This window comes from Thermopolyspora flexuosa, assembly GCF_006716785.1.
GTDB lineage: Bacteria > Actinomycetota > Actinomycetes > Streptosporangiales > Streptosporangiaceae > Thermopolyspora > Thermopolyspora flexuosa.
This window is the reverse complement of sequence record NZ_VFPQ01000003.1, coordinates 20,253-43,922: the sequence shown is the minus strand read 5'-3', so window position 1 is coordinate 43,922 and position 23,670 is coordinate 20,253. Positions and strand designations below refer to the sequence as shown.

The following is a 23,670-nucleotide window of genomic DNA, read 5'->3' as shown; positions in this document are numbered from 1 at the left end:
GTCTGCGAGCCGCCGGCGCCGACGATCGCCTCGACGATGATCGCGAGGATCGTCATGCCGACGATGCCGATGAGGATCGCGCCGCGGACCCGCCGGGCGACGAGGGCCGCGGTTGACGAGCAGGCCGATCACGAAGACGAGCACGGCCAGCTGGTGAGCGTGCCGCCGATGCCGAGCTCGACCGGCACGCCGCTGCCCGACCGCACGAACCCGGCGTCCACGAAGCCGATCAGGGCGATGAACAGGCCGATGCCGACGCTGATCGCGGTCTTCAGCTCGGTCGGGATCGAGCGGAACACCGCGACCCGGAAGCCGGTGAGCACGAGGATCGTGATGACGATGCCCTCAAGGACCACGAGCCCCATCGCGTCCTCCCACGACATGTGGGAGGCGATGCCGTACGCGAGGAACGCGTTGATCCCGAGCCCGGCGGCGATGGCGAACGGGACGTTCGCCACCAGGCCCATGACGATGGTGAGCACGCCCGCGACGAGCGCGGTGGCGGCGGCGACGAGGGCGAAGTTCGGCGCGGAGCCGTCGCCGAGGTACTGGCCGTCGGCGTCCTGCGCGGTGCCGATGATCAGGGGGTTCAGCACCACGATGTACGCCATCGTGAAGAACGTGGCGAGGCCGCCGCGTATCTCGCGGCCGATGGTGGAGCCACGCTCACTGATGCGGAAGAAACGGTCCATTGAACTACTCGAGGGTGTTTTTGGGGGACTGGGGATTTGGGGGAAGGTGCGGCACGTGTGACGCTCACGCGCGCAGCGTGACAGCCGGTTTCACATGCGGGAAGACCTGCCGAAGGACGGTGACGGGATCGCAACCAATTCGTTCGCGGCCCGCGCTGCTTCGCACAGCACCGAACCACGCTCACGTTACCGTAACCGCTCTTACCAGGTGCTTTGGCCCTCCCCGCTTCCGGCCCCCGGCTGAGGCCGTCGCTTAGTCTTGAGACGTGAGCCAGCCGAAGCGCCCGGACCTGCAGCCGATGAAGACGAACGACACGGCGACGTTCCTCGTCGGCACCGCGTTGTGGGCGATCGCGCTGGTCGTGCTGCTGATCGCGCGCCCCGCCGTGGCGGAGCCCTGGTGGGTCTGGACCTGCGTGGCCGGCATCGGCGGCGGCCTGTTCGGGCTGTGGTACTCCCGCCGCTACAAGGCCCGTAACCCGATCGGGCCCGCGACCGACGAGCGGACCGGGGCGCCGACCGGCGAACCCGCCACCGGCCACACGTCGGCGAACGGCACGGCCGGCGAGGCGCGTACGGCCGAGCCGCACGCGGTGCCGCCCGCCGAGCACAACCGCTGACCTGGCCCGCGCCGCCCAGGCGGGACCGTGCGCCCGGGCGGCTCAGGCTCGGTCAGGCGGAGCCGTCGAGGTCGGCCTCGGCGAGCAGCAGCGGGACCGCCTCGGGGTTGTGCAGCAACGCCGCCACGGCGAGGCGGTCGCTCCACTGGCCGCTCGCCCAGGCCAGGCCGCGGGCGAGCCCCTCGATCCCGGAGGCGTGCACGACGCCCTCGTGGAACCGCCACGCGGCGGGCTTACCGTCGACGAGCAGCCGCTCGTGCTCGACATAGGTGGCGGGGGCGGTCGGCAGCAGCGAGCGGACCTGCGGGGGCACCGGCCGTTCCACGCCGGTCGAGGTGACCTCGCCCGGCACGATCTCCCCGGCGAGCGGCAGGTCGAGCACCTCCGACAGCGCCTCGGCGAGGTCGAACGGCGCGAGCACGAGCGGCCGGGAGGCGACGAGCGGCAGCAGGTCGGGGGCCTCGACCACCACCGGGCAGCCGGGCGGCTCGGCGCCCTCCGGCGTGCCGTCCGGGCCGATCACGGCGCCGTCCTCGGCGTCCGCGACCACGATCTCCCCGCCCAGCACGGCCCGGACCGCCGCGGGCGGCCGCACCCGCTCCGGCGGGACCGCCGCGATCGCGGTCCACAGCGCGCGGAGCTGGGCCCGGTCGACCTCGAGCTCCGGGTCGGCGAGCAGGCCGAGCAGCTCGTCCGGCCCGCCGTGCGAGGCGAGCAGGTCCGCCAGCGTGGTGCGCACGCCGATCAGCGCGAGCGCGGTGCGGTCGATGCCCTCCGGCGCGTCGCCGTACAGGCCGAACAGCAGCGGGTCGCCGTCGGGCACGCGCAGCGTGGTGGGGCGGCGGCCGTCGAGCACCGGGTGGGTGCTCAGCCACCAGGCGGTGTAGGAGGGCACCTCGACGATCTCGCCGCCGGCGAGCACCCGCATCGGCTGCAGCGCGGCGCGCAGCGGCGGCCGGGTGAGCAGCTCGAGCGCGCCCCGCCAGTCGGCGACGAACTCCAGGTCGCGCACCGCGTAGAACTCCCGGCCGATCGGCGGCACGTCGGCGTCCGGCAGCAGCTCGCGGATCGCCTCGAGCCACTCGTCCTCGCGGTCGAGCGCGTGGTCGCACTCGTCCGGGTCGAGCAGCACGTCCGCGTCGGCGACCGTGGCGAAGCCGTCGAGCACGCCGACCGCCTCCAGCACCCGCGGGCCGTACCGCGCGACGAGGTCGGCGGCGACCACCCCGAACGGCGAGTCCGGGGCGACGATCTTGCTGAGTTTGCCGTCCGGCAGCAGCAGCTCGCTCGCCGGGTACAGCTCGCCGTCCGCGCCGCGCAGCGCGAGCTCGGCGAGCCAGGGGGCCTCGCCGGGGGTGAGCCCGGCGGCCTCGACGAGGGAGAGCACGGCCTGCGCCACCGGCTCGGGGTCGTCGGCGTCGAGCGACCCGGTCACCGCGGCGTGGGTGAGCGGGTCCTCCAGCACGGTGCGCGGGGTGGCCTCGGCCGCGCCGAGCCGCAGCAGCAGCGGGTGCGCGGCGTCGGCGTGCACGATGCGCAGCCCGAGCGGGGCGAGCACCTCGGGGTCGATGCGCGCGCCCGGCTCGGACATGAGCAGGGTGCCGCGCGGGCCGCGCACCAGGCGGCCGTCGGCGAGCGGGACCGGGATCGCGCCGATCGCCTCCAGGTCGTCGGCGGGCAGCACCTCGTACAGCGACCGCCACCAGGCCGGGTCCTTGTCCTCGACCGCCTCGCCGGAGAGCATGTCGACCACGTCGGCGAGCTCCACCCGCTTCACCCCGAGCGCGGTCAGCGCCGGGCTCCGGTACGGCCAGCCCGCGGGCAGCAGCCCCGGCACGAACTCGGCGATCTTGGCGAGGAACTCGGCGGGCCCGGCGACCACCGAGGCCTGCCGCCCGGACACGATCCACGGGGCCTCGGCGCCGTCGCCGGGGGTGGCGGCGGTGGCGGGGCGGTCCCCGGCGGACCAGCCGGAGGTGCCGTCCTCGTCGTCGGCGGGCGGGGAGAGCGCGGGCAGCAGCGGGGTGTCGGGCAGGCGGCGCAGGATCGCGCGCCGGATCGCGGCGTCGAGCTCGCCCCGGCCGATCGGCCCCGGCACGAGGTCGAGCAGCCGCGGGGTGCGCGGCAGCGCGGCGAGCAGGTCGAGGTAGGTCTCGGCGACCCGCTCGACGAGGAAGTCGGTGAGCGGCCCGGGCGCGACGTGGCGGCGGTCGGTCGCCATCGGGAACGTGGCGATGAGCAGCGCGGGCAGGTCGAGCGGCTCGTCGCTGGGCGTGGGCGCGTGCACCACCGGCCGCACGTCCTTGGGGAGCGGGCCGGGCTCGCCCGCCGTACCGGTGGCGCCGTCCCCGACCGGTACGGCCCAGCGCACCAGCCAGAACGGCCGGGTGCGCTCCTCGGTGGGCCGGTCCGCGAACAGCTCGGCCACCTGCTCGGGGGTGAACCGGCCGGACGCCTCGACCACCCGCCAGCCCTCGGCGGTGACCGTGCGGATCTCGCCGTCGAGCTCGATCTCGATCGCGCCGAGCGACGGCATGGCGATCGGCAGCGCCGGGCTGGTCTCCTCGAGCATGCGCCGTACCGCGCGCTCGGCGGCCTCGTCGCGCAGCGGCAGCACCACGACGGTGTCGAAGCCCTCGGGCACCTCGGCCTCGGCGGGGAACGGGAGGCGCAGCAGCGGCACGTGCCCGTCGCGGGCGGCGAGCTCCTCGGCGAGCGCGGGCTCGGCGGCGACCAGCTCGGCGGTCTCGGCGCGGGACCAGCGCACGCCCCCGGTGGCCCGGGAATAGATCAGCGGCTCGTCGCACACCGACACCACGGCGGCGAAGCCCACCCCGAAGCGGCCGACCACGTTCGTCTCGCCGCGCTTGTCCGACACGCGCAGCGTGGCGAGGCTCGCCACCCCGGCGGCGTCGAGCGGCGCGCCGGTGTTCGCGGCAATGAGCACCCCGTCGCGCAGGGTGAGGCGGAGCCGCCCGGAGATGCCGGCCCGCGCCGCCGCGTCGGCCGCGTTCTGGGCGAGCTCGACCACGAGCCGGTCGCGGTAGCCGCCGAGCGCGAAGTCCTCCTCGGCGTTCGCGTCCTCGCGAAACCGCGCCGGGGAGGCGGCCCACGCGGCGAGCACGGTCCGCCGGATCCGCGCGGTGTCGAAGGTGTCGCTCATGAGTCTGCGTTCCTGTCGAAGGTCCTGGTGACGGGGCCGGCGGTACGGCCGGCCCGGCAAACGACACGGCGACGCCCGGTCCGCCGGACGCCGCCGTCACTTCTCGGGTCAGGAATGGCCGAACGGCTCGGAGGCGGTCTCGTCCACCGAACCCGGCGGCACCTCGTCCTCGCCGGGCTTGCCCTCCTCGCCCGCGCGCAGCTCGTCGGGCTCGTCCATGAGGTCGTACCCCATGTCGTCGAGGATCGGCGGGGCGGTCTCGGTGGCCGGGGACGGCACGGCCGCCTCGGAGTGGGCGCCGCAGCCGTGGTCGGCCGAGACCACGCGGCCGTCGTCCGGCGCGTACTCGTTGGCGCACACGCCGAACATGTGCCCGAGCGAGCCCGCGAGCGGCCAGTAGAAGCCGCAGGTCGAGCACTGCGCCGGGGCCGCGTAGGCGATCGGGGTGTGCGGGCCGTGGTCGCCGCCGTACCAGCGGCGCACCGCCAGGTCACGGCCGTGGGCGGAGAGCACGCGGGCCCGGCCCAGGCCGAGCTCCCAGATCATCTGGTGGTCGCACTCGTCGTCGGCCGACGTGTAGCCCGGCACGAGCCGGTCGTCGTCGGCCGGGGCGGGCAGGATGTCGCCGACCCCGAGGTCCCCCGGGCGCAGCCGCTCGCTCCACGGCACCCAGGTGGGCGGCAGCAGCGCGCCCTCGCCGGACAGCAGCACGGTCTCGCTCACGGTGACGTGGCGGGCGCGGGCGGCGCGCGCCACGGTGACGGCCCACCGCCACCCACGGTAGGCCCGGTCCAGGCAGGCGAAGTAATGTGTGATGACGCGATCGCCTTCGACGTCGAAACCCAGGTGCTCGCCCACCTCACCCGGACGGGCGATCTCCTCGGCCGCCTTCCGGGCCAGGTCGACGGCGTCCACGCAGGCCGGGTCGGCGACGGGGGTTCGGGTGCGGGTACGACTCACGGTTCAATTTTCCCCCATGCCACGAGCGGACGGGACCGAGCCGGTGCGATAGGACGAAGGCCGACGAGGGGGGAATCCGATGGCCGGAGCCTGGCAGCGGGTTCGGCGCGCGGCGGCGGCGACCGCCCGGGCCACCGCCGAGGCCTGCCGGAGGAGCTACCGGGCCGGCCGTACCACCGTCGACGCGACCCGCCGGGCGGCGCGCGGCGCCGGGCGGGCGGCCCGCCGGTTGACCCACGCGCAGGGGGCGGGCCGCAGTGGGCTGGGGCGGCTCATCGAGCTCACCGCGGCGCACAGCGCGGGGGACGCGCTGGTCACGGTCGCGCTCGCGGGCACGCTGTTCTTCGGCCTTCCGGTGAACCAGGCGCGCGGCCAGGTCGCGCTCTATCTGCTCGTCACGATGGCGCCGTTCGCGGTGGTCGCGCCGTTCGTCGGCCCGGTGCTCGACCGGTTCCGCTCCGGGCGGCGGTACGTGATGGCGGGCACGATGTTCGCCCGCGGCCTGCTGTGCTGGGCGATGGCCGCGGCGATCGGCCCGGCGGACGCGGTCACGCTCTTTCCGGCGGCGCTCGCCGTGCTCGTGTTGTCGAAGGCGTACAACGTGTCCCGGGCGGCGATCATGCCGAGCGTGCTGCCCGCGGACGTCTCCCTGGTGCGGGCGAACGCACGGGTGACGCTGTTCGCGCTCGTCGCGGCGGGCGTGGCCGGGCCGGTCGCGGCCGGGCTCGCGGCGTGGCTCGGGCCCGAGTGGGTGCTGCGCGGCACCACGCTGCTCTTCCTCGTCGGCGGCGTGGCCGCGGTACGGCTGCCGCGGCACGTCGACGCGCCGGACGACCCGGCGGACGATGCCGAGGCCCCGGACGAGGCGGCCGGGCCGTACCCGGCCGACGGGGAGACGGTGGCGTTCGCCGAGCCGGGGCACGGGCGGCCGCGCCGGCGGCGCGGGCGGGAGCTGTGGCGCACGCTGCGCACGGTCGGCCCGGTGGTGAGCGAGGCGATGCAGGCGAACATCGCCACCCGGGTGCAGTCCGGCTTCCTGCTGTTCTTCCTGCTCTTTCTGGTCCAGGAGAACGGCCTGCCGGGGCCGCCCACCGAGGTCACCATCGCGGTGCTCGCCGCCGCGGCCGGGGCGGGCGGGCTGGTGAGCTCGGGGGTGGCGTCGTGGATGCGCGGGCGGTCGCCGGAGCTGATCTCGTTCGGCACGCTCGCGCTCGCCACGGTCACCGCGGTGGTGGCGGCCTTCCTGTTCGGGCTGTGGACGGCGGTCGCGGTCGCCGCCGTGGCCGCGTTCGCGCAGAACCTCGGCAAGCTCGCGCTCGACGCGATCGTGCAGCGGGAGATCGCCGAGGAGGTGCGCTCGTCCACGTTCGGCGTGGTCGAGTCGGTGCTGCAGATCGGCTGGGTGGCGGGCGGGCTCGCCGGGCTGCTGCTGTCCGGCCTCGCCGACGGCCCGGCCGGGCTCGGCGTGATGGCGGCCGGGCTGGTCGCGGTCCTCGCCCACCTGGTGGTCGCCCGGGCGCGCCGGGCGCGGGCGGCCCGCGCGGCACGGCGGCGCGGCCGTCCCGGGTACGGCGGGCATACGGCACCGGCGACGGACGGCCGGGCCGCGGACGGCGGGACCGATCCAGGGGACGCCGGCTCCGGGGCCGGGGACACCCGGCCGCTCACCCGTCCGCACGGATGAGCGGCCGGCACGCGTCGGGGCGGCCGTCGCCCGGCCTCGCCGTACCCGGGGCCGGGGCGGACCGGGGGATCAGCCTTCGATGTCGTCGGCGACCGCGCGCAGCACCGCGGCGATCTTCCTGGAGTGCTGCGCGTCGGGGTGCTTGCCCTTGCGGTAATAGGTGGAGATCTCGTCGAGCAGCTTGATCAGGTCCTCGACGATCACCACCATCTCGTCGGGCTTCTTCCGCCTGGCCTTGGCCTTGCGGACGGACGGTACCTCCACGATTCGGACCGAAAGCGCCTGCTGTCCGCGTCGGCCCTCCGCCACGCCGAAATCCACTCGCTGCCCGGGCTTGAGCGTCTCGACGCCCTTGGGGAGTGCGGAGGAATGCACGAACACCTCACCGCCGTCGTCGCGGGTGAGGAAACCGAAACCCTTTTCGGGGTCGTACCACTTGACCTTGCCAGTCGGCACAGGGGTGACCTCGTTCAGACAGTCGTGGAGATGAATGGAAGTAGGTTATGCCCACCTGAAAGCTCAGGTGACCGTCGAAACCGTTCCTATTTCGCGAACCCGCCACTCGTCGTACCACGCGGCGAACGCCGCCAAGTCCGGCAACACGACGTCCGCCCCGTGATCACGAAGCTCGTCGGCGGTGTAGGGTCCGGTGGCCACCGCGACGCTCACCACGCCGGCCGCCCGCGCCGCCTCGATGTCGGCGATGTGGTCTCCGACGTAGGCCTGCGCGCCGAATTCGGCGATCGCCGAGCCCTTCGCCGCGCCGAACACCATCCCGGCCACCGCGTCCACGTCGATGCCGATGTGGCGCAGGGTACGGCGGGCAAGGTCGGGGTGCTTCCCGGTGACGACGATGACCCCGCCGCCGGCTCGCCGTACCGCGTCGACGGCCTCGGCGGCGCCCTCCATCGGGGTGGTGGCGGGCACGGCGATCTCGGCGTACTTGCCGCGGAACAGGTCCGCCGCCGCGGGGACCTCCTCCGGCGGCAGCCAGTTCGCCAGCTCGGTCTCGAGCGGCGGACCGAGCCTGCTCACCGCGACCGCGCTGTCGATGAACACGCCGAGCCGCTCGGACAGCCAGTCGTAGGTCGCCGCGATGCCCCTGCGCGTGTCCGCCAGCGTCAGGTCAAGGTCGAATCCCACCGATCTCCCCACACTTGAAGCATGCCAAATCCCGAGGCGATTGGCCTAACCCGTATCGGCGAAGTGACCGGGCCCTCCGCCCGTCGCGAACCCCGGGTACGGCGAGCGGCACGGCGACGGCGCGCCTCGCCGCAGCGCTCTCCGTCGTGCTCCCCGGTGTGCTTCCCCGACGCCGGGCGGAAAGACGGCCGGTTCCCGTTCCGGCCGTGACCCGCCGGGGTGTTTGCACGGCTTTTCCGCTGTCCCGCCTTTCGCGGTTTCCGTCCGGGAACGGCCGGCGGTCCCGGTCCCGGCCACCGCAGCGAAACGTCACCGCGCGTGCTTCCGCGGTTTCGCGGCGGGGCGGCCGTCGGTGCGCGTCCCTACGATTGAGGGGATGACCGGGGAGTTCGCCGCCTGGCTGCGTGGCCGTACCGACGAGGAGCTGCGGGCCCTGGTCACCACGCGCCCCGAGCTGATCACCCCGGTGCCCGCGCACCTGGAGGCGCTCGCCGCGCGGGCGGCGACGCCGTCCGCGATCGGCCGCGCGCTCGACCGGCTCGACCGGTTCGCGCTCGCCGTGCTCGAGACGCTGCTGGTGCTGGGCGGGACGGCCGAGTACCCGCGCCTGGCGGAGACGGTCGGCCGCGCGCTCGCCCCGGACGACGCGGGGTTCGACGATGCGCTGCGGCGGACCGTGGACCGGCTGCGCACGCTCGCCCTCGTCTACGGGCCGGACGACGAGCTGCGCCTCGCGCCCGGGGTGGACAAGGCGCTCGAGCCGCCCGCCGGGCTCGGCCCACCCGCCGCCGAGGCGTTCCGGCACCACCCGCCCGAGCATCTGGCCGGCATCCTCGACGACCTGCGCCCCTACGCCCCTGCTGCCGACGAGGAGGCCCGCGGCACGGCCCGCGAGCGCCTCGCCGCGCTGCTCGCCGACCCCGCGGTGGTGGAGCGCGTGGTGGCCGCGGTCTCCCCGCGGGCCCGGGCGGCGCTGGAGGCGCTCACCTGGGGGCCCGCCACCGGCCAGGTGCCGAACGCGCGCCGCGAGGTGCGGGCGGCGACCGCCCGCAGCCCCATGGACGAGCTGCTCGCCCACGGACTGCTCGCCGCCACCGGCGCGGACACCGTGACCCTGCCGCGCGAGGTGGCGCTCGCCCTGCGCGGCGGCCGGGTGCACCGCGAGCTGCGGCACCGGCCCGCCGCGCTCGACGGCCGGCGGCGCGACCCCGCGCTCGTCGACCGCACCGCCGCCGGGCAGGCGTTCACCCTCACCCGGCACGTGGAGGAGCTGTGTGAGCACTGGGGCGTGGACCCGCCCGGCGTGCTGCGCTCCGGCGGCCTCGCGGTGCGGGACCTGCGGCGCACCGCGGGCCTGCTCGACCTGCCCGAGCCGGACGCCGCGTTCGTGGTGGAGGTCGCCTACGCGGCCGGGCTGATCGGCTCCGGCGGGTCGGTCGAGGGCGAGTGGCTGCCCACCCCGGCGTACGACCTCTGGCGGATCAAGCCGCAGGCGGACCGCTGGGCGCTGCTCGCCGCGGCGTGGCTCGCCACCGAGCGCGCCCCCGGCCTCGTCGGCGACCGCGACGACCGGGACCGGCCGCTCAACGCGCTCCACCCCGACCTGCGGCGCCCGGCCGCCGCCGAGGTGCGCACGGCCGTGCTCGCCGTGCTCGCCGCCGCCGAACCCGGCCTCGCCGCAGGCCGGGACGCGGTGCTCGCCCGGCTCGACTGGGAACGGCCGCGGCGGCGCGGGCCGTACCGGGACCGGTTCGCCGAGTTCGCCCTGCGCGAGGCGGAACGGCTCGGCGTCACCGGCCTCGGCGCGCTCTCCGGGCACGGCCGGGCGCTGCTCGCCGACGGCCCGGAGCGGGCGGCCGCGGCGCTCGCCCCGCTGCTGCCCGAGCCGGTCGACCACGTGCTGCTCCAGGGCGACCTCACCGCGGTCGCGCCCGGCCCGCTCACCACCGAGCTGGGCCGGTGGCTCGCGCTCGCCGCCGACGTGGAGTCGAAGGGCGGGGCCACCGTGTACCGGTTCACCGAGACGTCGATCCGGCGGGCGCTGGACGCCGGGCAGGGCGCGGACGAGCTGCTCGCCCTGCTGGAACGGCACTCGGCCACCCCGGTGCCGCAGCCGCTGCGCTACCTGGTGGCCGACGTGGCCCGGCGGCACGGCCGCATCCGGGTGGGGACCGCGAGCGCGTACGTGCGGTGCGACGACCCGGCGGTGCTCGACGAGGTGATGGCCGACCGGCGGGCGGCGCCGCTGCGGCTGCGGCGCATCGCCCCCACCGTGATCATCTCGCGGACCGCGCGGGCCGCCCTGGTGGACTCGCTGCGGGCGATGGGGTACGCGCCGGTCGCCGAGTCGGCCGAAGGCGCGGTGCTCGTGTCGCGGGCGGACGCGCGCCGGGCCGAGCCGGGGGCCGCGCCGCGCACGGCGCCGCCGGCCGCCGTGCCGGAGCCGCACGTGGCCGAGGCCGTGGTGCGGGCGATGCGGGCCGGGGACGAGGCGCGGTCGGCGGCGCTCCGCCACGGCGAGGCGCCCGAGGGCGAGCCGCCGCGCTCGCCGGTGGCGACCACGCTCGCCGTACTGCAGGAGGCGATCCGGCGCGGGTCGCGGGTGTGGATCGGGTACCTCGACTCGCAGGGGCGCGCCACGAGCCGGATCGTCGAGCCCGCGCGGCTCGAGGGCGGGCAGCTCACCGCGTACGACCGGACCCGCGCCGCGGTCCACCGGTTCGCCGTGCACCGGATCACCGGCGTATCCGCCATGTCGGCGGAAAACGATGAATGATGGTATGTGTTGCCGTATCGGTACCGGCCAGTGAAGCGAGAGCAGACGTGAGCCACGGCGGATATCAGCCGGGATCGGATCCGCGGGAATGGCAGAGCCCCGGGCCGAACCCCTACCCGCAGGGATCCGGATACGACCAGCCGGGCTACGGGCAGCCGGGCTATGACCAGGGTTACGCGCAGCCCGGGTACGACCAGGGCTACGCGCAGCCGGGGTACGACCAGGGCTACGGACAGCCCGGCTACGGCCAGGAGGGTTACGCGCAGCCCGGGTACGCCGACCCCGGGTACGCGCAGCCGGGGCAGGCGGCCCCGGGGTGGCAGAACGCCTACGACCAGGCGGCGTACGGCGTCGACCAGCAGGCCTACGGCGCGCCCGGGTACGGCCAGCCGTACCCGCCCCCGCCGCGCAACGACGGCCTGCGCACCCACGCGATCATCGCGCTCGTCATCACCATCGTGCTCGCGCTGAGCTGCTACGTCTCGCTCGGCGGCATCGCGGGCGCGATCCTCTCCGGCATCGCGCTCAGCAAGGTGGACACCCAGCCGGAGACCGCGCGCGGCCTGCTCAGGTGGGCGTGGGTCGCGGTCGGCATCAACGTCGGCCTGATCGCCGCGCTGTTCGTCTTCGGCATCTCGCTCGCGATCACCGGGGCCTGACCGGGCCGCCGGGCCGGTCGGCCGTTCGCGCAGGTGGGGACGGAAACGCCCGCCGGTCGTGTTGGATAGAAGACGGTGCCGTCGGCGCGAGCCGTACCGGACCTGCACCCCCGGCGGGCACGACGCGGACGTGGCCTCGGCGGGCACCGGAACCCCGGGCGGGCCGTCGGGCATGCGCCGCCGGCCCGCCATGGTCGCGACAGGATTCGGGAGCGCCCCGTGAACGATGGCCCGCTGATCGTGCAGTCGGACAAGACCCTGCTGCTGGAGGTCGGCCACCCCAAGGCCGACGAGTGCCGCCGGGCGATCGCGCCGTTCGCCGAGCTGGAGCGCGCCCCCGAACACGTGCACACCTACCGGGTGACCCCGCTCGCGCTGTGGAACGCCCGCGCCGCCGGGCACGACGCCGAGCAGGTGGTCGACGCGCTGCTCAGCTACAGCCGCTACCCGGTGCCGCACGCGCTGCTGGTGGACGTCGCCGAGACGATGTCCCGGTACGGCCGGCTACGGCTGGAGAAGCACCCGTCGTACGGCCTGGTGCTCACCACCACCGACCGGGCCGTGCTCGAGGAGGTGCTGCGCGCCAGGAGCGTGAAGCCGCTGCTCGGGCAGCGGCTCGACGACGACACGGTCGCGGTGCACCCGTCCGAGCGGGGCACGCTCAAGCAGGCGCTGCTCAAGCTCGGCTGGCCCGCCGAGGACCTGGCCGGATACGTCGACGGCGAGCACCACCCGATCGCCCTGGTGGAGGACGGCTGGCGGCTGCGCGACTACCAGCGCGAGGCCGCGGACGCGTTCTGGGACGGCGGGTCGGGCGTGGTCGTGCTGCCGTGCGGCGCGGGCAAGACGATCGTCGGCGCGGCGGCGATGGCGCGCGCCCAGGCGACCACGCTGATCCTGGTGACGAATACTGTATCCGCGCACCAGTGGAAGCAGGAGCTGCTGCGCCGTACCTCGCTCACCGCGGACGAGATCGGCGAGTACACCGGCACCCGTAAGGAGATCCGGCCGGTCACGATCGCCACCTACCAGGTGATGACCACCAGGCGGCAGGGCGTCTACCGGCACCTGGAGCTGTTCGACGCCCGCGACTGGGGGCTGATCATCTACGACGAGGTGCACCTGCTGCCCGCCCCGATCTTCCGCCGCACCGCCGACCTGCAGGCGCGGCGGCGGCTCGGGCTCACCGCGACGCTGGTGCGCGAGGACGGCCGGGAGGGGGACGTGTTCTCCCTGATCGGGCCGAAGCGGTACGACGCGCCGTGGAAGGAGATGGAGAACCAGGGCTGGATCGCCCCGGCCGACTGCGTCGAGGTGCGGGTCACCCTCTCCGACGAGGAGCGGCTCGCCTACGCCATGGCCGAGCCGGACGACCAGTACCGGTTCTGCGCCACCACGCCGTCGAAGACGCGGGTCGCCGAGGCCCTGGTACGGCGGCACGCGGGCGAGCGGGTGCTGGTGATCGGGCAGTACATCGACCAGCTCGACGAGCTGGGGCGGCACCTCGGCGCGCCGGTGATCAAGGGTGAGACGCCGGTGCGCGAGCGGGAGCGGCTCTTCCAGGCGTTCCGCGAGGGGGAGATTCCCGTGCTCGTGGTGTCGAAGGTGGCGAACTTCTCGATCGACCTGCCCGAGGCGACGGTCGCCATCCAGGTGTCGGGGACGTTCGGGTCGCGCCAGGAGGAGGCGCAGCGGCTCGGCCGGGTGCTGCGGCCCAAGCCGGACGGCGGCGGGGCGCGGTTCTACGCGGTGGTGAGCCGGGACACCAAGGACCAGGAGTACGCGGCGCACCGGCAGCGGTTCCTCGCCGAGCAGGGGTACGCCTACCGGATCGTCGATGCGGACGACGTGCTCGCGGGTGACTGACCGCGGGCACGTCGCCCCCTCCCGTTCACCTCGGGAGGATCAGCTCCACGAGATGCCGCGAACCGTCACCAACCTCGTCACCCCCCTCGCTGTCATGACCCCCTAGTTGCCCGTTTGCCGACATACCCGGATCATTCAGGCGAATCACGGACGACGTCCGCCTTCCGGCGAAGCGGATCATCCAGCGTGCTGATCGAGCACGCCCCCGACGAACAGCACGCCCTCGGCGACGAGCCAGCAGATCAGGGCCGCCGTCATCAGCATCGCGAACCGGCTCGGGTCGCGGCGCGCGACCGGACCGAGCCAGGCACCGGCGGTGCACAGCGCCGCGGTCACCGCGAAGACGGCGGACCCGAACGGCACGGACCCGAGACGCTCCCGGCACGCCTCGGACTCCTCCTCCGCCGAGCAGAACGCCTCAAGCCCCCATCCGGCGAACACCGAGAGCCCCCACAGCGCGGCGAGCAGCAGGTTCGCCACGGTGGGGATGACCGGTGACACCCACACGCCCCCGCCCCCCGGCACGCCGCGCCCGCCGCCGGCCGTGCCGGACATGCCCTCGGCCCGGGCCTCGAGCATCGTCTCCGGCAGGTCGTCGGCGCGCCCGTCCGGTGTGCCAAAGATCGGTGTCACAGGCCGAAAATACCGCTGATTCCACTCACATGGAATCAACGCAACAACGATGTCCCGGCGCCGTCATCCGCCGATCCGCGGCACGGGAACCCCGGTCCGCCCGGCGGCCCACCGGCCCGCCCGGCCGTGAACCGTGTTGAGCGCGCGGATCACCGGGGGTAGACTGCCTGGCCCGTCCGCCACGGCCGGGTGCCCGCCGCGCGCGTACGACCGGCGGAACCCGCCCCGGCCCTCTGGCCGGTGCCCGCTGCACCACTCGGTTCGCCGGACCCTGTTCTTCCGGCCGGATCGTCCGGCCCCGTGGTCCGGCCTGGGGTCGCCTGCCCGGTGGAGATCCGGGCCTCGCCGTACCACCGACCTCCTGGCGCGCGGCCGCCGTACGGCCGCGACACGCACGTGATCACCCGCGTGCCCGCGCACGTCCGCGGCGTGCCCGCGCACGCGCCCTGTCGCGTGCCCGCAGGCACGCACCGACGACCGTCCGACGAGAACCTGGAGGCCTTCCCATGCCCGCGCACCGGCTCGCGCCTGACATAGCCGAGGAGTCCGGCGACGACGTACTCGCCGCCGAACGCGCCCACCTCGCCGCCGCCCGGGCGGCGCTGCGCGCCATGCGCGAACACGCCGAGTCCCTCTCCCCCGACGCCGCGGGCGACTGGGTGTCCCAGGAGATCCTGCGGCACGCCCTCGACCAGCGCATCGCCGCCCTCGCCGACCTCCCGGACACCCCGCTGTTCTTCGGCCGCCTCGACCGATCGGCCGACGACGACCTGCCGCACACGATCCACGTCGGCCGGCGGCACGTGCACGACGGCTCCGGCCGCCCGCTCGTGATCGACTGGCGGGCGCCGGTCTCCCGGGCGTTCTACCAGGCCGGGCCCGCCGACCCGATGGGGGTACGGCTGCGCCGCCGGTTCGGCCACCGCGGCGGGGAACTCACCGCGTACGAGGACGAGCACCTCGACCGCGGCGAGCCCCTCGGCACCTCGCGCATCCTCACCGAGGAGATCGAGCGGCCCCGCACCGGCCCGATGCGCGACATCGTCGCCACCATCCAGCCCGACCAGGACGAGATCGTCCGCCGCGACCTCGGCCGCACCGTCTGCGTGCAGGGCGCGCCCGGCACCGGGAAGACCGCGGTCGGCCTGCACCGCGCCGCCTACCTGCTGTTCACCCACCGCGAGCGGCTGCAGCGCGACGGGGTGCTGATCGTCGGCCCGAACCGGGCCTTCCTCGGCTATATCTCCGCGGTGCTGCCCGCGCTCGGCGAGGTCACCGTGGAGCAGACCACCGTGGCCGACCTGCTCGGCGCCACCGGGAACGTCGCCGACGAGGACCCGGAGACCGCGGCGATCAAGGGCGACGCGCGCATGGCCGCGGTGCTCCGCCGCGCGCTGTGGGCGCACGTCACCAAACCGGAGGAGGGGCTCGTCTACACCAAGGGCGCGAGCCGCTACCGGGTCGCCGATTACGAGGTGAGCGAGATCGTCGCCTCGCTGCGCGGCACCGGCCGGTACGGCCCCGGCCGCGCCGCCCTGGCCCAGCGGCTCGCCCACGAGGTGCTCGTCCGCATGGAGCGCCGCGGCGAGGCCCCCGACGACCGGGTGCAGGACGCGGTCGCCCGGTCCCAGCCGGTCAGGCGGCTGCTCGACCGCATCTGGCCGAGGCTCACCCCGCAGCAGGTGCTGTTCCGCCTCTACTCCGACCCGGACTTCCTCGCCGCCGCGGCACGGAACGACCTCACCGCGGCCGAGCGGGAGCGGCTGCTGTGGCGCAGGCCGTACCGGTCGGCGCGGTCCGCCCGGTGGACGGCCGCGGACGCGGCGCTGCTCGACGAGCTCGCCGACCTCATCGAGCGCACCCCGTCGCTCGCCCACATCGTGGTGGACGAGGCCCAGGACCTCTCGCCGATGCAGCTGCGCGCCATCGGGCGGCGGTGCCGCGCCGGGTCGGCGACCGTGCTCGGCGACCTCGCGCAGGGCACCACGCCCTGGTCGGCCCGGTCCTGGCAGGAGGTGCTCGGCCACCTCGGCGTCGCCGGCGGCGAGGTCACCGAGCTGGTCGTGGGCTTCCGGGTGCCCCGGGAGGTGCTCGACTTCGCCGCCCGCCTGCTCCCCGCGATCGCCCCCGGCCTCGCCGCGCCGCGCTCGCTGCGCCCCGGCGCCGGATCGCTCACGGTACGGCCGGCCGCCATGCTCGCCGAGGCGCTGCCGGACGCGGTGCGGGCCGCGCTCGCCCGCGAGGGCTCGATCGGCGTCATCGCCGCCGACGCGGCCGTGCCCGCCGTGTGCGCGGCGCTCGACGGCGTGCCGTACGCGCCGCTCGGCCCGGACGGCGGCGCCGACGGCCGGGTCGTGGTCGTGCCCGCCACGCTCGCCAAGGGTCTGGAGTACGACCACGTGATCGTGGTCGAGCCCGCCGAGATCGCCGAGGCCGAGCCGCGCGGCCTCACCCGGCTCTACGTCGTGCTCACCCGGGCGGTCACCTCGCTCACCGTGCTGCACACCCGCCCGCTGCCCGCGCCGCTCGCGGTCTAGCCCGCAGGCCGCCGCGGCGTGCCGTACCCCCCGGGCCCGCCGAGGGCCGTCCCGGGCAACAGGAAAGGGGCGGCCCGTGCGGACCGCCCCCTTTGCCCGATGGGTGCTGATCGGGAGATGGAAGGGACTCAGAAGTCCATGTCGCCGCCACCCGGGGTGGCCGCGGCCTTCTCCTTCTCCGGCTTCTCGGCGATGACGGCCTCGGTGGTGAGGAAGAGGGCCGCGATCGAGGCGGCGTTCTGCAGCGCCGACCGGGTCACCTTGGCCGGGTCGATGATGCCCGCCTCGAACATGTCGACGTACTCGCCGGTCGCGGCGTTGAGGCCCTGGCCCGCCGGCAGGCTGCGGACCTTCTCCACCACGACGCCGCCCTCGAGGCCGGCGTTGATGGCGATCTGCTTCAGCGGCTCCTCAAGGGCCTTCTTGACGATCTGGGCACCGGTGGCCTCGTCGCCGGAGAGCTCCAGCTTGTCGAAGGCCTTGGCACCGGCCTGGAGCAGGGCGACGCCACCACCCGGGACGATGCCCTCCTCGACGGCCGCCTTCGCGTTGCGGACGGCGTCCTCGATGCGGTGCTTGCGCTCCTTGAGCTCGACCTCGGTGGCCGCACCGGCCTTGATGACGGCGACGCCACCGGCGAGCTTGGCGAGCCGCTCCTGCAGCTTCTCGCGGTCGTAGTCGGAGTCGGTCTTCTCGATCTCGGCGCGGATCTGGTTCACGCGGCCCGCGATCTCCTGCGGGTCACCGGCACCGTCGACGATCGTGGTCTCGTCCTTGGTGACGACGACCTTGCGGGCGCGGCCGAGCATGTCGAGGGTGGTGTTCTCGAGCTTGAGACCCAGCTCCTCGCTGATGACCTGGCCACCGGTGAGGGTGGCGATGTCGCCGAGCATGGCCTTGCGGCGGTCGCCGAAGCCCGGGGCCTTGACCGCGACGGACTTGAACAGGCCGCGGATCTTGTTGACGACCAGGGTGGCGAGGGCCTCGCCCTCGACGTCCTCGGCGATGATCAGCAGCGGCTTGCCGGCCTGCACGACCTTGTCGAGCAGCGGCAGCAGGTCCTTGTTCGCCGAGATCTTGCCGTTCACCACGAGGACGTAGGGGTCCTCAAGGACCGCCTCCATGCGCTCGGGGTCCGTCACGAAGTACATCGAGATCAGACCCTTGTCGAAGCGCATACCCTCGGTGAGCTCGAGCTCGAGGCCGAAGGTGTTGCTCTCCTCGACGGTGATGACGCCTTCCTTGCCGACCTTGTCCATCGCCTCGGCGATCATCTCGCCGATCTGGGTGTCGCCGGCGGAGATGGAGGCCGTGGAGGCGATCTGCTCCTTGGTCTCGACGTCCTTGGCGATCTTGGAAAGCTCTTCGCTCACGCGCTCAACGGCGGCCTCGATGCCGCGCTTCAGCGCCATCGGGTTCGCACCGGCGGCAACGTTCCGCAGACCCTCGCGTACCAGGGCCTGGGCGAGCACGGTGGCGGTGGTGGTGCCGTCGCCCGCGACGTCGTCCGTCTTCTTGGCGACCTCCTTCACCAGCTCGGCGCCGATCTTCTCCCAGGGGTCCTCGAGCTCGATCTCCTTGGCGATCGACACGCCGTCGTTGGTGATCGTGGGGGCACCCCACTTCTTCTCCAGCACGACGTTGCGGCCCTTCGGGCCGAGCGTCACCTTCACGGCGTCGGCGAGCTGGTTCATACCGCGCTCGAGACCGCGCCGGGCGTCCTCGTCAAACGCGATCATCTTGGCTGCCATAAGGCTGAGACCTCCCAGACAGAGGGTGGCTTGCAGCGGATCGAGCCGACGCCCGCGACGGCATGGTCCTGCCTCGGCCGCGACCCCACTCGCGCGGTTCGGCAAGGCCCCATCGCCTCGATCCGGTTGTCACTCTCGACAGGAGAGTGCCAACGAACTGTCTAGCACTCTACCCCCGCGAGTGCAAGCGCAAGCCCTGCGACCTGGAGATATGTGCCCGAAAGGCCGCTCAAAAGGGCTCTCAAGCACCTTTGCCCGCACCTTGACGCGACGCCCTGTGACGCACCTGCGGAGGGACCCAAAAGGGCTCGGTCGCCGCCGCGGGACCGAGCCCTTGCCGTGTCGTGAGTTCGCGTCAGAACGGCCGCACCGATTCGGCCTGCGGACCCTTCTGGCCCTGCGTGATCTCGAACTCGACCCGCTGCCCCTGCTCGAGCGACTTGTACCCGTCCATCAGGATCGCGGAGTAATGGACGAAAACATCCTTACCACCGTCTACCGCGATGAAGCCGTAGCCCTTCTCCGCGTTGAACCACTTGACGGTGCCCTGCGCCACTTTCCGACTCCTCTTGCTGGGCCAGAACCTCGCCCATTTCACCGCGAGGCCCATGACCGACGATCCGGGAAGCCGGGGAAACCTCCCGAACGCGTCGATCGCATTCGACGATACCTGTGGCATGCCGTGGGGCAACAGAGTCAACCGCAAAACTCACGCTTGGCGTTCCCGCCCGGCGTACCGATTTGCACCCGGCACACCGGAAACTCTCCGCGAATTCGTATTTTGTATCCCGTTTCGCAAACTTCGGCGGCGATAGCGAGCGTACGCCGTGGGCGAACAAAAGCCGAGACGCCCGCGTTGCGGCGTCCGCACGCGGGCGTCATCCCTCACCGGCCCGGTCCGGCGTCGGTGCGGTTTCGCACGCGCCGGTATCGCCGGCGACACCGAGGTATCGCCACGACGCGTGCCGTACCGACGCCGTCGCCGGGCGTCAGCCGCCGGCCACGGCCGGGATAATCGAGATCAACGATCCGTCGGGCGTCGCGGTGTCGAGGCCGTCGGCGAAACGCACGTCCTCCTCGCCCACATAGACGTTGACAAAACGGCGAATCCTGCCCTGGTCATCCAGAATTCGGGCGCCGATCCCCGGGTAGTCCGCGTCGAGCTTCTGCAGCACCTCGCGAAGCGTGGCGCCCTCGCCCGTGACCTCGGCGGCACCCTGCGTGTAGGTACGGAGAATCGTCGGAATCCGCACTGAGACAGCCATAATTGCAAACCTTTCAGGAATTGTCCGGGAAGGCGGCGCGGTACGCGTCGAGCGACGGGCGGATCGTGGCGGTGGGCCGGGCGCCGGCCGACACCGCGTCGAGCGTCTTGAGGCCGTCCCCGGTGTTGAGCACCACCGTCTCCGCGTCGGGATCGATCCGGCCGTCCGCGACGAGCTTGCGCAGCACGCCCACGGTGACCCCGCCCGCGGTCTCGGCGAAGATGCCCTCGGTGCGGGCGAGCAGGTGCACGGCGTCGACGATCTCCTCGTCGGTCACGTCCTCGACCGCGCCCCCGGTACGGCGGGCGATGTCGAGCACGTACGGCCCGTCGGCCGGGTTGCCGATCGCCAGCGACTTGGCGATCGTGTCCGGCCGCACCGGCCGGACCACGTCGTGGCCGGCCTTGAACGCGGCCGAGACCGGGGCGCAGCCCGCGGCCTGGGCGCCGAAGATCCTGTAGGGCTTCTCCTCGACGAGCCCCAGCTTGATCAGCTCCTGGAAGCCCTTGTCGATCTTGGTGAGCTGGGAGCCGGAGGCCACCGGGATCACCACGTTGTCCGGCAGCCGCCAGCCGAGCTGCTCGGCGATCTCGTAGGCGAGCGTCTTGGAGCCCTCGGCGTAGTAGGGGCGCAGGTTGACGTTGACGAACCCCCACTTCTCGCCGATCGGGTCGCCGATCAGCTCCGAGCAGAACCGGTTGACGTCGTCGTAGGTGCCCTCGATCGCCACCAGCCGCTTGCCGTACACGGAGGCCATCACGATCTTGGCCTCCTCCAGGCCCGCCGGGATGAACACGCAGGCGTCGAGCCCGGCGCGCGCGGCGGCCGCGGTGACGGCGCCGGCGAGGTTGCCGGTCGAGGAGCACGACAGGGTGTGGAACCCGAAGGTGCGGGCCGCCTCGAGCGCGATCGCCACGACCCGGTCCTTGAAGGAGTGCGTCGGGTTGCCCGAGTCGTCCTTCACGTGCAGGCTGCGCAGCCCGAGTTCCTTGGCGAGGTTGTCGGCCTTCACCAGCTTCGTCCAGCCCGGCGCGAGGTTGGGCTTGGTCGCCACGTCGGCCGGCACCGGCAGCAGCGGGGCGTACCGCCAGATGCTGCCCGGCCCGCTCTCGATCCTCGCCCGCAGCGCCTCCCCGACCTGGTCGGCGGCGAGCTCGCGGCCGGTGCTCCAGGGGTAGGCCACCTCGAGTGGCCCGAAACACTCGATACACGCGAAATTGGGCCCCAGATCGTACAGGGCTCCGCATTCGCGACAGGAGAGGCCGACGGCCGGGCCGAAGTCGTAGGACGTGGACGTGGACGTGCTGACGGATTCCGTGCTTGCAAGCGCCATGAAAGCGAGGCCTTTCTCCTCATCTTCACCCACGACCACCTTGGCCGTGGGCCGGAATTGGCACCTGTCCCGGGCGGCCTCGCGATTCGCGAGAAGTGCACCGGGAGGGTTGCCGGGGCTTCATCGGGCCGGTCCCTCCACCCCTCTGGATGAGCGTCTTCAGTTGTACCCGCGGAGACCTCCGCGGAGCGAATCGATCAGGGCGGTCACCCTCGGTGATCGGCGTCACCTGCCGCCCACGATCGGGGGAAACCAGCAATCAACCGGACAACACCACACTGTGCGGCCCAGACCACACCGGTCTCGATAAAGACTGTACAACGGGGTCTCGCCGCGCCGATGGGGTGTCTCACGTGTCGAGATGCGCCGCCGTGCGCCCGCCGGGGTCGATTACACAGTGTGACCGGCCGCGGGCGTGCCCGGCCGCGGCGCGGCCCGGCGCGCGGGCGGCTCAGCCGTACGCCTCGCCGAGCATGGACTGCACGTACTTGCGGGCCTGGTGGATGCGGGACTTGGCGGTGCCGAGCGGGATGCCGAGCTGGTCGGCGACCTCGGCGTAGTCGAGCTGGCAGATGTCCCGTAACACCAGCGCCTGGGCGAGTTCGGGCTTGTCGGCCTCGAGCGCCTCCATCGCGTCGAGCAGGTCGAGCCGGGAGCCCGCGATCACGCTCACCCGGTGCGGGTCCGGCCGCTGCTCGGGCAGCTCCCCGGCCTGCTCGGAGGCCCGGCGCTTGAGGCTGCGGTAGGTGGTGCGGGCGCAGTTCGCGGTCACGATGTGCAGCCAGGTGCTGAACTTCGCCCGGCCCTCGAAGCGCCCGATGTTGCGGGCCACCGCGAGCAGCGCGTCCTGGCTCGCCTCCTCCGCGTCCTGCGGGTACGGCAGCAGCCGCTGACAGTGCCGGAGCACGTCCGGCTCGATGCGGGCGAGCAGTTCGCCGAGCGAACGCTGATCCCCTCGCGCGGCCGCCCGGGCAAGGTGTTCGGTCGTCTCGTCCAGCGCCATCTCGCAGACTCCCATCGGCGTGTGATCGCGCGCCTCGTCGCGCCGTCATCCTATTGGCGCGGGTCGTCTTTGGTTAGCCTGCTTGCTTGGGGAGCCGCCGGCGAGGGGCACGAGCGAGTGGAGCGGACGATGCACAGGACGATGCACACGGTCCTGGTCGCCTCCAACCGGGGGCCGGTTTCGTTCACCCCGTCCGCGGACGGCGGGCTCACCATGCGGCGCGGCGGCGGCGGCCTGGTCTCCGGGCTCTCCCAGCTCGGGGACGACGACCCGCCGCTGTGGATCTGCGCCGCGCTCACCGACGGGGACCGCGGCGCGGCGCGGGCGGCCCCGGGCGGGCGGCTCGACCTCGCCGGGCATCCGACCGGGCCGCTGCGCATGCTCGACATCCCCCCGGCCACGTTCCACCGCGCCTACAACGACGTGGCGAACTCCACGCTGTGGTTCGTCCACCACCTGCTCTACGACACCCCGAACACCCCGTCGTTCGGGGCGCGGTTCCGCCGCGAGTGGGAGTCGTACCAGGACTACAACGCGATGTTCGCCGCGGCGCTCGCCGAGGAGGCCGCGCACGGCGCGCGCGTGCTGGTGCAGGACTACCACCTCACGCTCACCCCGGCGATGCTCCGCGCCCTGCGGCCCGACCTGCGGGTGGCGCACTTCTCCCACACCCCGTGGGCGCCGCCTGAATATTTCACCCTGCTCCCCGACGACGTGGCGTGCGAGGTGCTCGCCGGCATCCTCGGCGCGGACCACGCGGGCTTCCTCACCGCGCGCTGGGCGAACGCGTTCATGGACTGCTGCGAGGCGGTGCTCGGCGCGGACGTGGACCGGGTGGCGCGCACGGTCCGCCACGAGGGCCGCACCACGCGCATCGGCGTGCACCCGCTCGGGGTGGACGGCGGCGCGCTGCTCGCCCGGGCGGGCGAGCCGGACGTCGAGGCGCGGCTGCACGCGATCCGGGAGGCGGTCGGGGACCGGCGGCTGATCGTGCGCGTCGACCGGACCGAGCCGTCGAAGAACATCGTGCGCGGCCTGCTCGCCTACCGGGAGTTCCTGCACGACCACCCGGAGTGGCACGGCCGGGTGGTGCACCTGGCGTTCGCCTACCCCTCGCGGCACGACCTGCCCGAGTACCGCGAGTACACCGCGGCGGTGATGCGCTGCGCCAAGCAGATCGAGGACGAGTACGCCACCGAGGACTGGGAGCCGATCATCCTCGACGTGCACGACGACTATCCGCGGTCGCTCGCCGCGTACCGGCTCGCCGACGTGCTGCTCGTCAACCCGATCCGGGACGGCATGAACCTGGTGGCCAAGGAGGGGCCGATCCTGTCGCCGCGGTGCGTGCTCGTGCTCTCCCGCGAGGCGGGCGCCGCCGCCGAGCTCGGCCCGGACGCGATCATGGTCAACCCGTACGACGTGTCCGGCACGGCCGCGGCGCTGCACGAGGCGCTCGCCATGCCCGAGGACGAGCGGCTCAAGCGCGGCCGCCGGCTCGCCGCGGCCGCCACCGCGCTGCCGCCCCGGCAGTGGCTCGCCGAGCAGCTCGCCGCGCTCGCCTGACGGAGGGCCGTGCCGTACG

At 73.7% G+C, this 23,670-nt stretch carries 17 protein-coding genes, 1 pseudogene and 1 riboswitch; of the genes and pseudogenes, 7 read left to right on the top strand and 11 right to left on the bottom strand.

Features of this window, described 5'->3' with window-relative positions; translation table 11 throughout:
• Positions 1-692 (bottom strand): annotated as a pseudogene (locus FHX40_RS24850) (solute carrier family 23 protein); the annotation flags it as partial.
• 266 nt (positions 693-958) lie between these two features.
• Between FHX40_RS24850 and FHX40_RS24845 the strand changes: the two are divergent.
• On the top strand, positions 959-1,312 hold the full coding sequence (locus FHX40_RS24845) for a DUF2530 domain-containing protein (protein ID WP_229788777.1): 354 nt from the start codon (positions 959-961) through the stop codon (positions 1,310-1,312).
• A 52-nt stretch (positions 1,313-1,364) separates the two neighbouring features.
• Here the strand turns inward: FHX40_RS24845 and FHX40_RS24840 are convergent, their stop codons facing one another.
• Together FHX40_RS24840 and FHX40_RS24835 are read right to left on the bottom strand one after the other, a co-directional pair.
• Complete coding sequence (locus tag FHX40_RS24840) at positions 1,365-4,475, bottom strand: sacsin N-terminal ATP-binding-like domain-containing protein (protein WP_142257678.1); 3,111 nt, start codon at positions 4,473-4,475, stop codon at positions 1,365-1,367.
• 108 nt (positions 4,476-4,583) lie between these two features.
• The gene (locus FHX40_RS24835; protein WP_142262409.1) at positions 4,584-5,435 is read right to left on the bottom strand and encodes a DUF3027 domain-containing protein; all 852 of its coding nucleotides are present in this window, start codon (positions 5,433-5,435) and stop codon (positions 4,584-4,586) included.
• 79 nt (positions 5,436-5,514) lie between these two features.
• On the opposite strand from FHX40_RS24835, the gene FHX40_RS24830 reads away from it, so the two are divergent.
• Complete coding sequence (locus tag FHX40_RS24830; RefSeq protein WP_142262408.1) at positions 5,515-7,119, top strand: MFS transporter; 1,605 nt, start codon at positions 5,515-5,517, stop codon at positions 7,117-7,119.
• 69 nt (positions 7,120-7,188) lie between these two features.
• On the opposite strand, the gene FHX40_RS24825 is transcribed toward FHX40_RS24830, so the two are convergent.
• Positions 7,189-7,575, bottom strand: coding sequence for a cold-shock protein (locus FHX40_RS24825; protein WP_142262407.1), 387 nt, complete (start codon positions 7,573-7,575; stop codon positions 7,189-7,191).
• Positions 7,576-7,638: 63 nt separating this feature from the next.
• Positions 7,639-8,262, bottom strand: coding sequence for an HAD family hydrolase (locus tag FHX40_RS24820; protein WP_229788775.1), 624 nt, complete (start codon positions 8,260-8,262; stop codon positions 7,639-7,641).
• Positions 8,263-8,638: 376 nt separating this feature from the next.
• Here FHX40_RS24820 and FHX40_RS24815 point away from each other — a divergent pair, with 376 nt between their 5' ends.
• From FHX40_RS24815 to FHX40_RS24805, 3 genes are all read left to right on the top strand, one after another.
• Positions 8,639-11,038, top strand: a complete 2,400-nt coding sequence (locus FHX40_RS24815; RefSeq protein WP_142262405.1) for a helicase C-terminal domain-containing protein — start codon at positions 8,639-8,641, stop codon at positions 11,036-11,038.
• Between the two features lie 47 nt (positions 11,039-11,085).
• Entirely contained in the window at positions 11,086-11,697 is a 612-nt protein-coding gene (locus FHX40_RS26140) for an MgtC/SapB family protein (protein ID WP_211350513.1), read from the top strand.
• A 219-nt stretch (positions 11,698-11,916) separates the two neighbouring features.
• Positions 11,917-13,563 carry a DNA repair helicase XPB gene (locus FHX40_RS24805; protein WP_142262404.1) on the top strand — a complete coding sequence of 549 codons (1,647 nt, stop codon included), beginning with the start codon at positions 11,917-11,919 and terminating at the stop codon, positions 13,561-13,563.
• Between the two features lie 177 nt (positions 13,564-13,740).
• Here the strand turns inward: FHX40_RS24805 and FHX40_RS24800 are convergent, their stop codons facing one another.
• On the bottom strand, positions 13,741-14,196 hold the full coding sequence (locus FHX40_RS24800) for a hypothetical protein (protein ID WP_170198993.1): 456 nt from the start codon (positions 14,194-14,196) through the stop codon (positions 13,741-13,743).
• Positions 14,197-14,702: 506 nt separating this feature from the next.
• Here FHX40_RS24800 and FHX40_RS24790 point away from each other — a divergent pair.
• The gene (locus tag FHX40_RS24790; RefSeq protein WP_142262401.1) at positions 14,703-16,733 is read left to right on the top strand and encodes a HelD family protein; all 2,031 of its coding nucleotides are present in this window, start codon (positions 14,703-14,705) and stop codon (positions 16,731-16,733) included.
• A 128-nt stretch (positions 16,734-16,861) separates the two neighbouring features.
• Here FHX40_RS24790 and groL read toward each other — a convergent pair whose 3' ends face one another.
• The 5 genes from groL to FHX40_RS24765 all read right to left on the bottom strand — a co-directional run bounded on the left by groL (position 16,862) and on the right by FHX40_RS24765 (position 22,085).
• On the bottom strand, positions 16,862-18,484 hold the full coding sequence (gene groL / locus FHX40_RS24785; RefSeq protein WP_142262400.1) for a chaperonin GroEL: 1,623 nt from the start codon (positions 18,482-18,484) through the stop codon (positions 16,862-16,864).
• Positions 18,485-18,839: 355 nt separating this feature from the next.
• The gene (locus FHX40_RS24780) at positions 18,840-19,040 is read right to left on the bottom strand and encodes a cold-shock protein (RefSeq protein ID WP_142262399.1); all 201 of its coding nucleotides are present in this window, start codon (positions 19,038-19,040) and stop codon (positions 18,840-18,842) included.
• A gap of 433 nt (positions 19,041-19,473) precedes the next feature.
• Positions 19,474-19,749, bottom strand: coding sequence for a MoaD/ThiS family protein (locus tag FHX40_RS24775; RefSeq protein WP_142262398.1), 276 nt, complete (start codon positions 19,747-19,749; stop codon positions 19,474-19,476).
• A 13-nt stretch (positions 19,750-19,762) separates the two neighbouring features.
• On the bottom strand, positions 19,763-21,082 hold the full coding sequence (gene thrC / locus FHX40_RS24770; protein ID WP_142262397.1) for a threonine synthase: 1,320 nt from the start codon (positions 21,080-21,082) through the stop codon (positions 19,763-19,765).
• Between the two features lie 16 nt (positions 21,083-21,098).
• Positions 21,099-21,238, bottom strand: a riboswitch (SAM riboswitch).
• 295 nt (positions 21,239-21,533) lie between these two features.
• Positions 21,534-22,085: an RNA polymerase sigma factor gene (locus FHX40_RS24765; protein ID WP_142262413.1), complete on the bottom strand. Its 552-nt coding sequence runs from the start codon at positions 22,083-22,085 to the stop codon at positions 21,534-21,536.
• Positions 22,086-22,226: 141 nt separating this feature from the next.
• Between FHX40_RS24765 and FHX40_RS24760 the strand changes: the two genes are divergently transcribed.
• On the top strand, positions 22,227-23,651 hold the full coding sequence (locus FHX40_RS24760) for an alpha,alpha-trehalose-phosphate synthase (UDP-forming) (protein WP_142262412.1): 1,425 nt from the start codon (positions 22,227-22,229) through the stop codon (positions 23,649-23,651).
• Positions 23,652-23,670 lie beyond the last annotated feature (19 nt).

What these genes read in the sequence shown, in the direction of transcription:
- FHX40_RS24760 (WP_142262412.1), top strand. Translation starts at nt 22,227, where the DNA reads ATGCACACGGTCCTGGTCGCCTCCAACCGGGGGCCGGTTTCGTTCACC.
- FHX40_RS24765 (WP_142262413.1), bottom strand. Translation starts at nt 22,085, where the DNA reads ATGGCGCTGGACGAGACGACCGAACACCTTGCCCGGGCGGCCGCGCGA.
- FHX40_RS24775 (WP_142262398.1), bottom strand. Translation starts at nt 19,749, where the DNA reads ATGGCTGTCTCAGTGCGGATTCCGACGATTCTCCGTACCTACACGCAG.
- groL (WP_142262400.1), bottom strand. Translation starts at nt 18,484, where the DNA reads ATGGCAGCCAAGATGATCGCGTTTGACGAGGACGCCCGGCGCGGTCTC.
- FHX40_RS24840 (WP_142257678.1), bottom strand. Translation starts at nt 4,475, where the DNA reads ATGAGCGACACCTTCGACACCGCGCGGATCCGGCGGACCGTGCTCGCC.
- FHX40_RS24815 (WP_142262405.1), top strand. Translation starts at nt 8,639, where the DNA reads ATGACCGGGGAGTTCGCCGCCTGGCTGCGTGGCCGTACCGACGAGGAG.
- FHX40_RS24790 (WP_142262401.1), top strand. Translation starts at nt 14,703, where the DNA reads ATGCCCGCGCACCGGCTCGCGCCTGACATAGCCGAGGAGTCCGGCGAC.
- FHX40_RS24830 (WP_142262408.1), top strand. Translation starts at nt 5,515, where the DNA reads ATGGCCGGAGCCTGGCAGCGGGTTCGGCGCGCGGCGGCGGCGACCGCC.
- thrC (WP_142262397.1), bottom strand. Translation starts at nt 21,082, where the DNA reads ATGGCGCTTGCAAGCACGGAATCCGTCAGCACGTCCACGTCCACGTCC.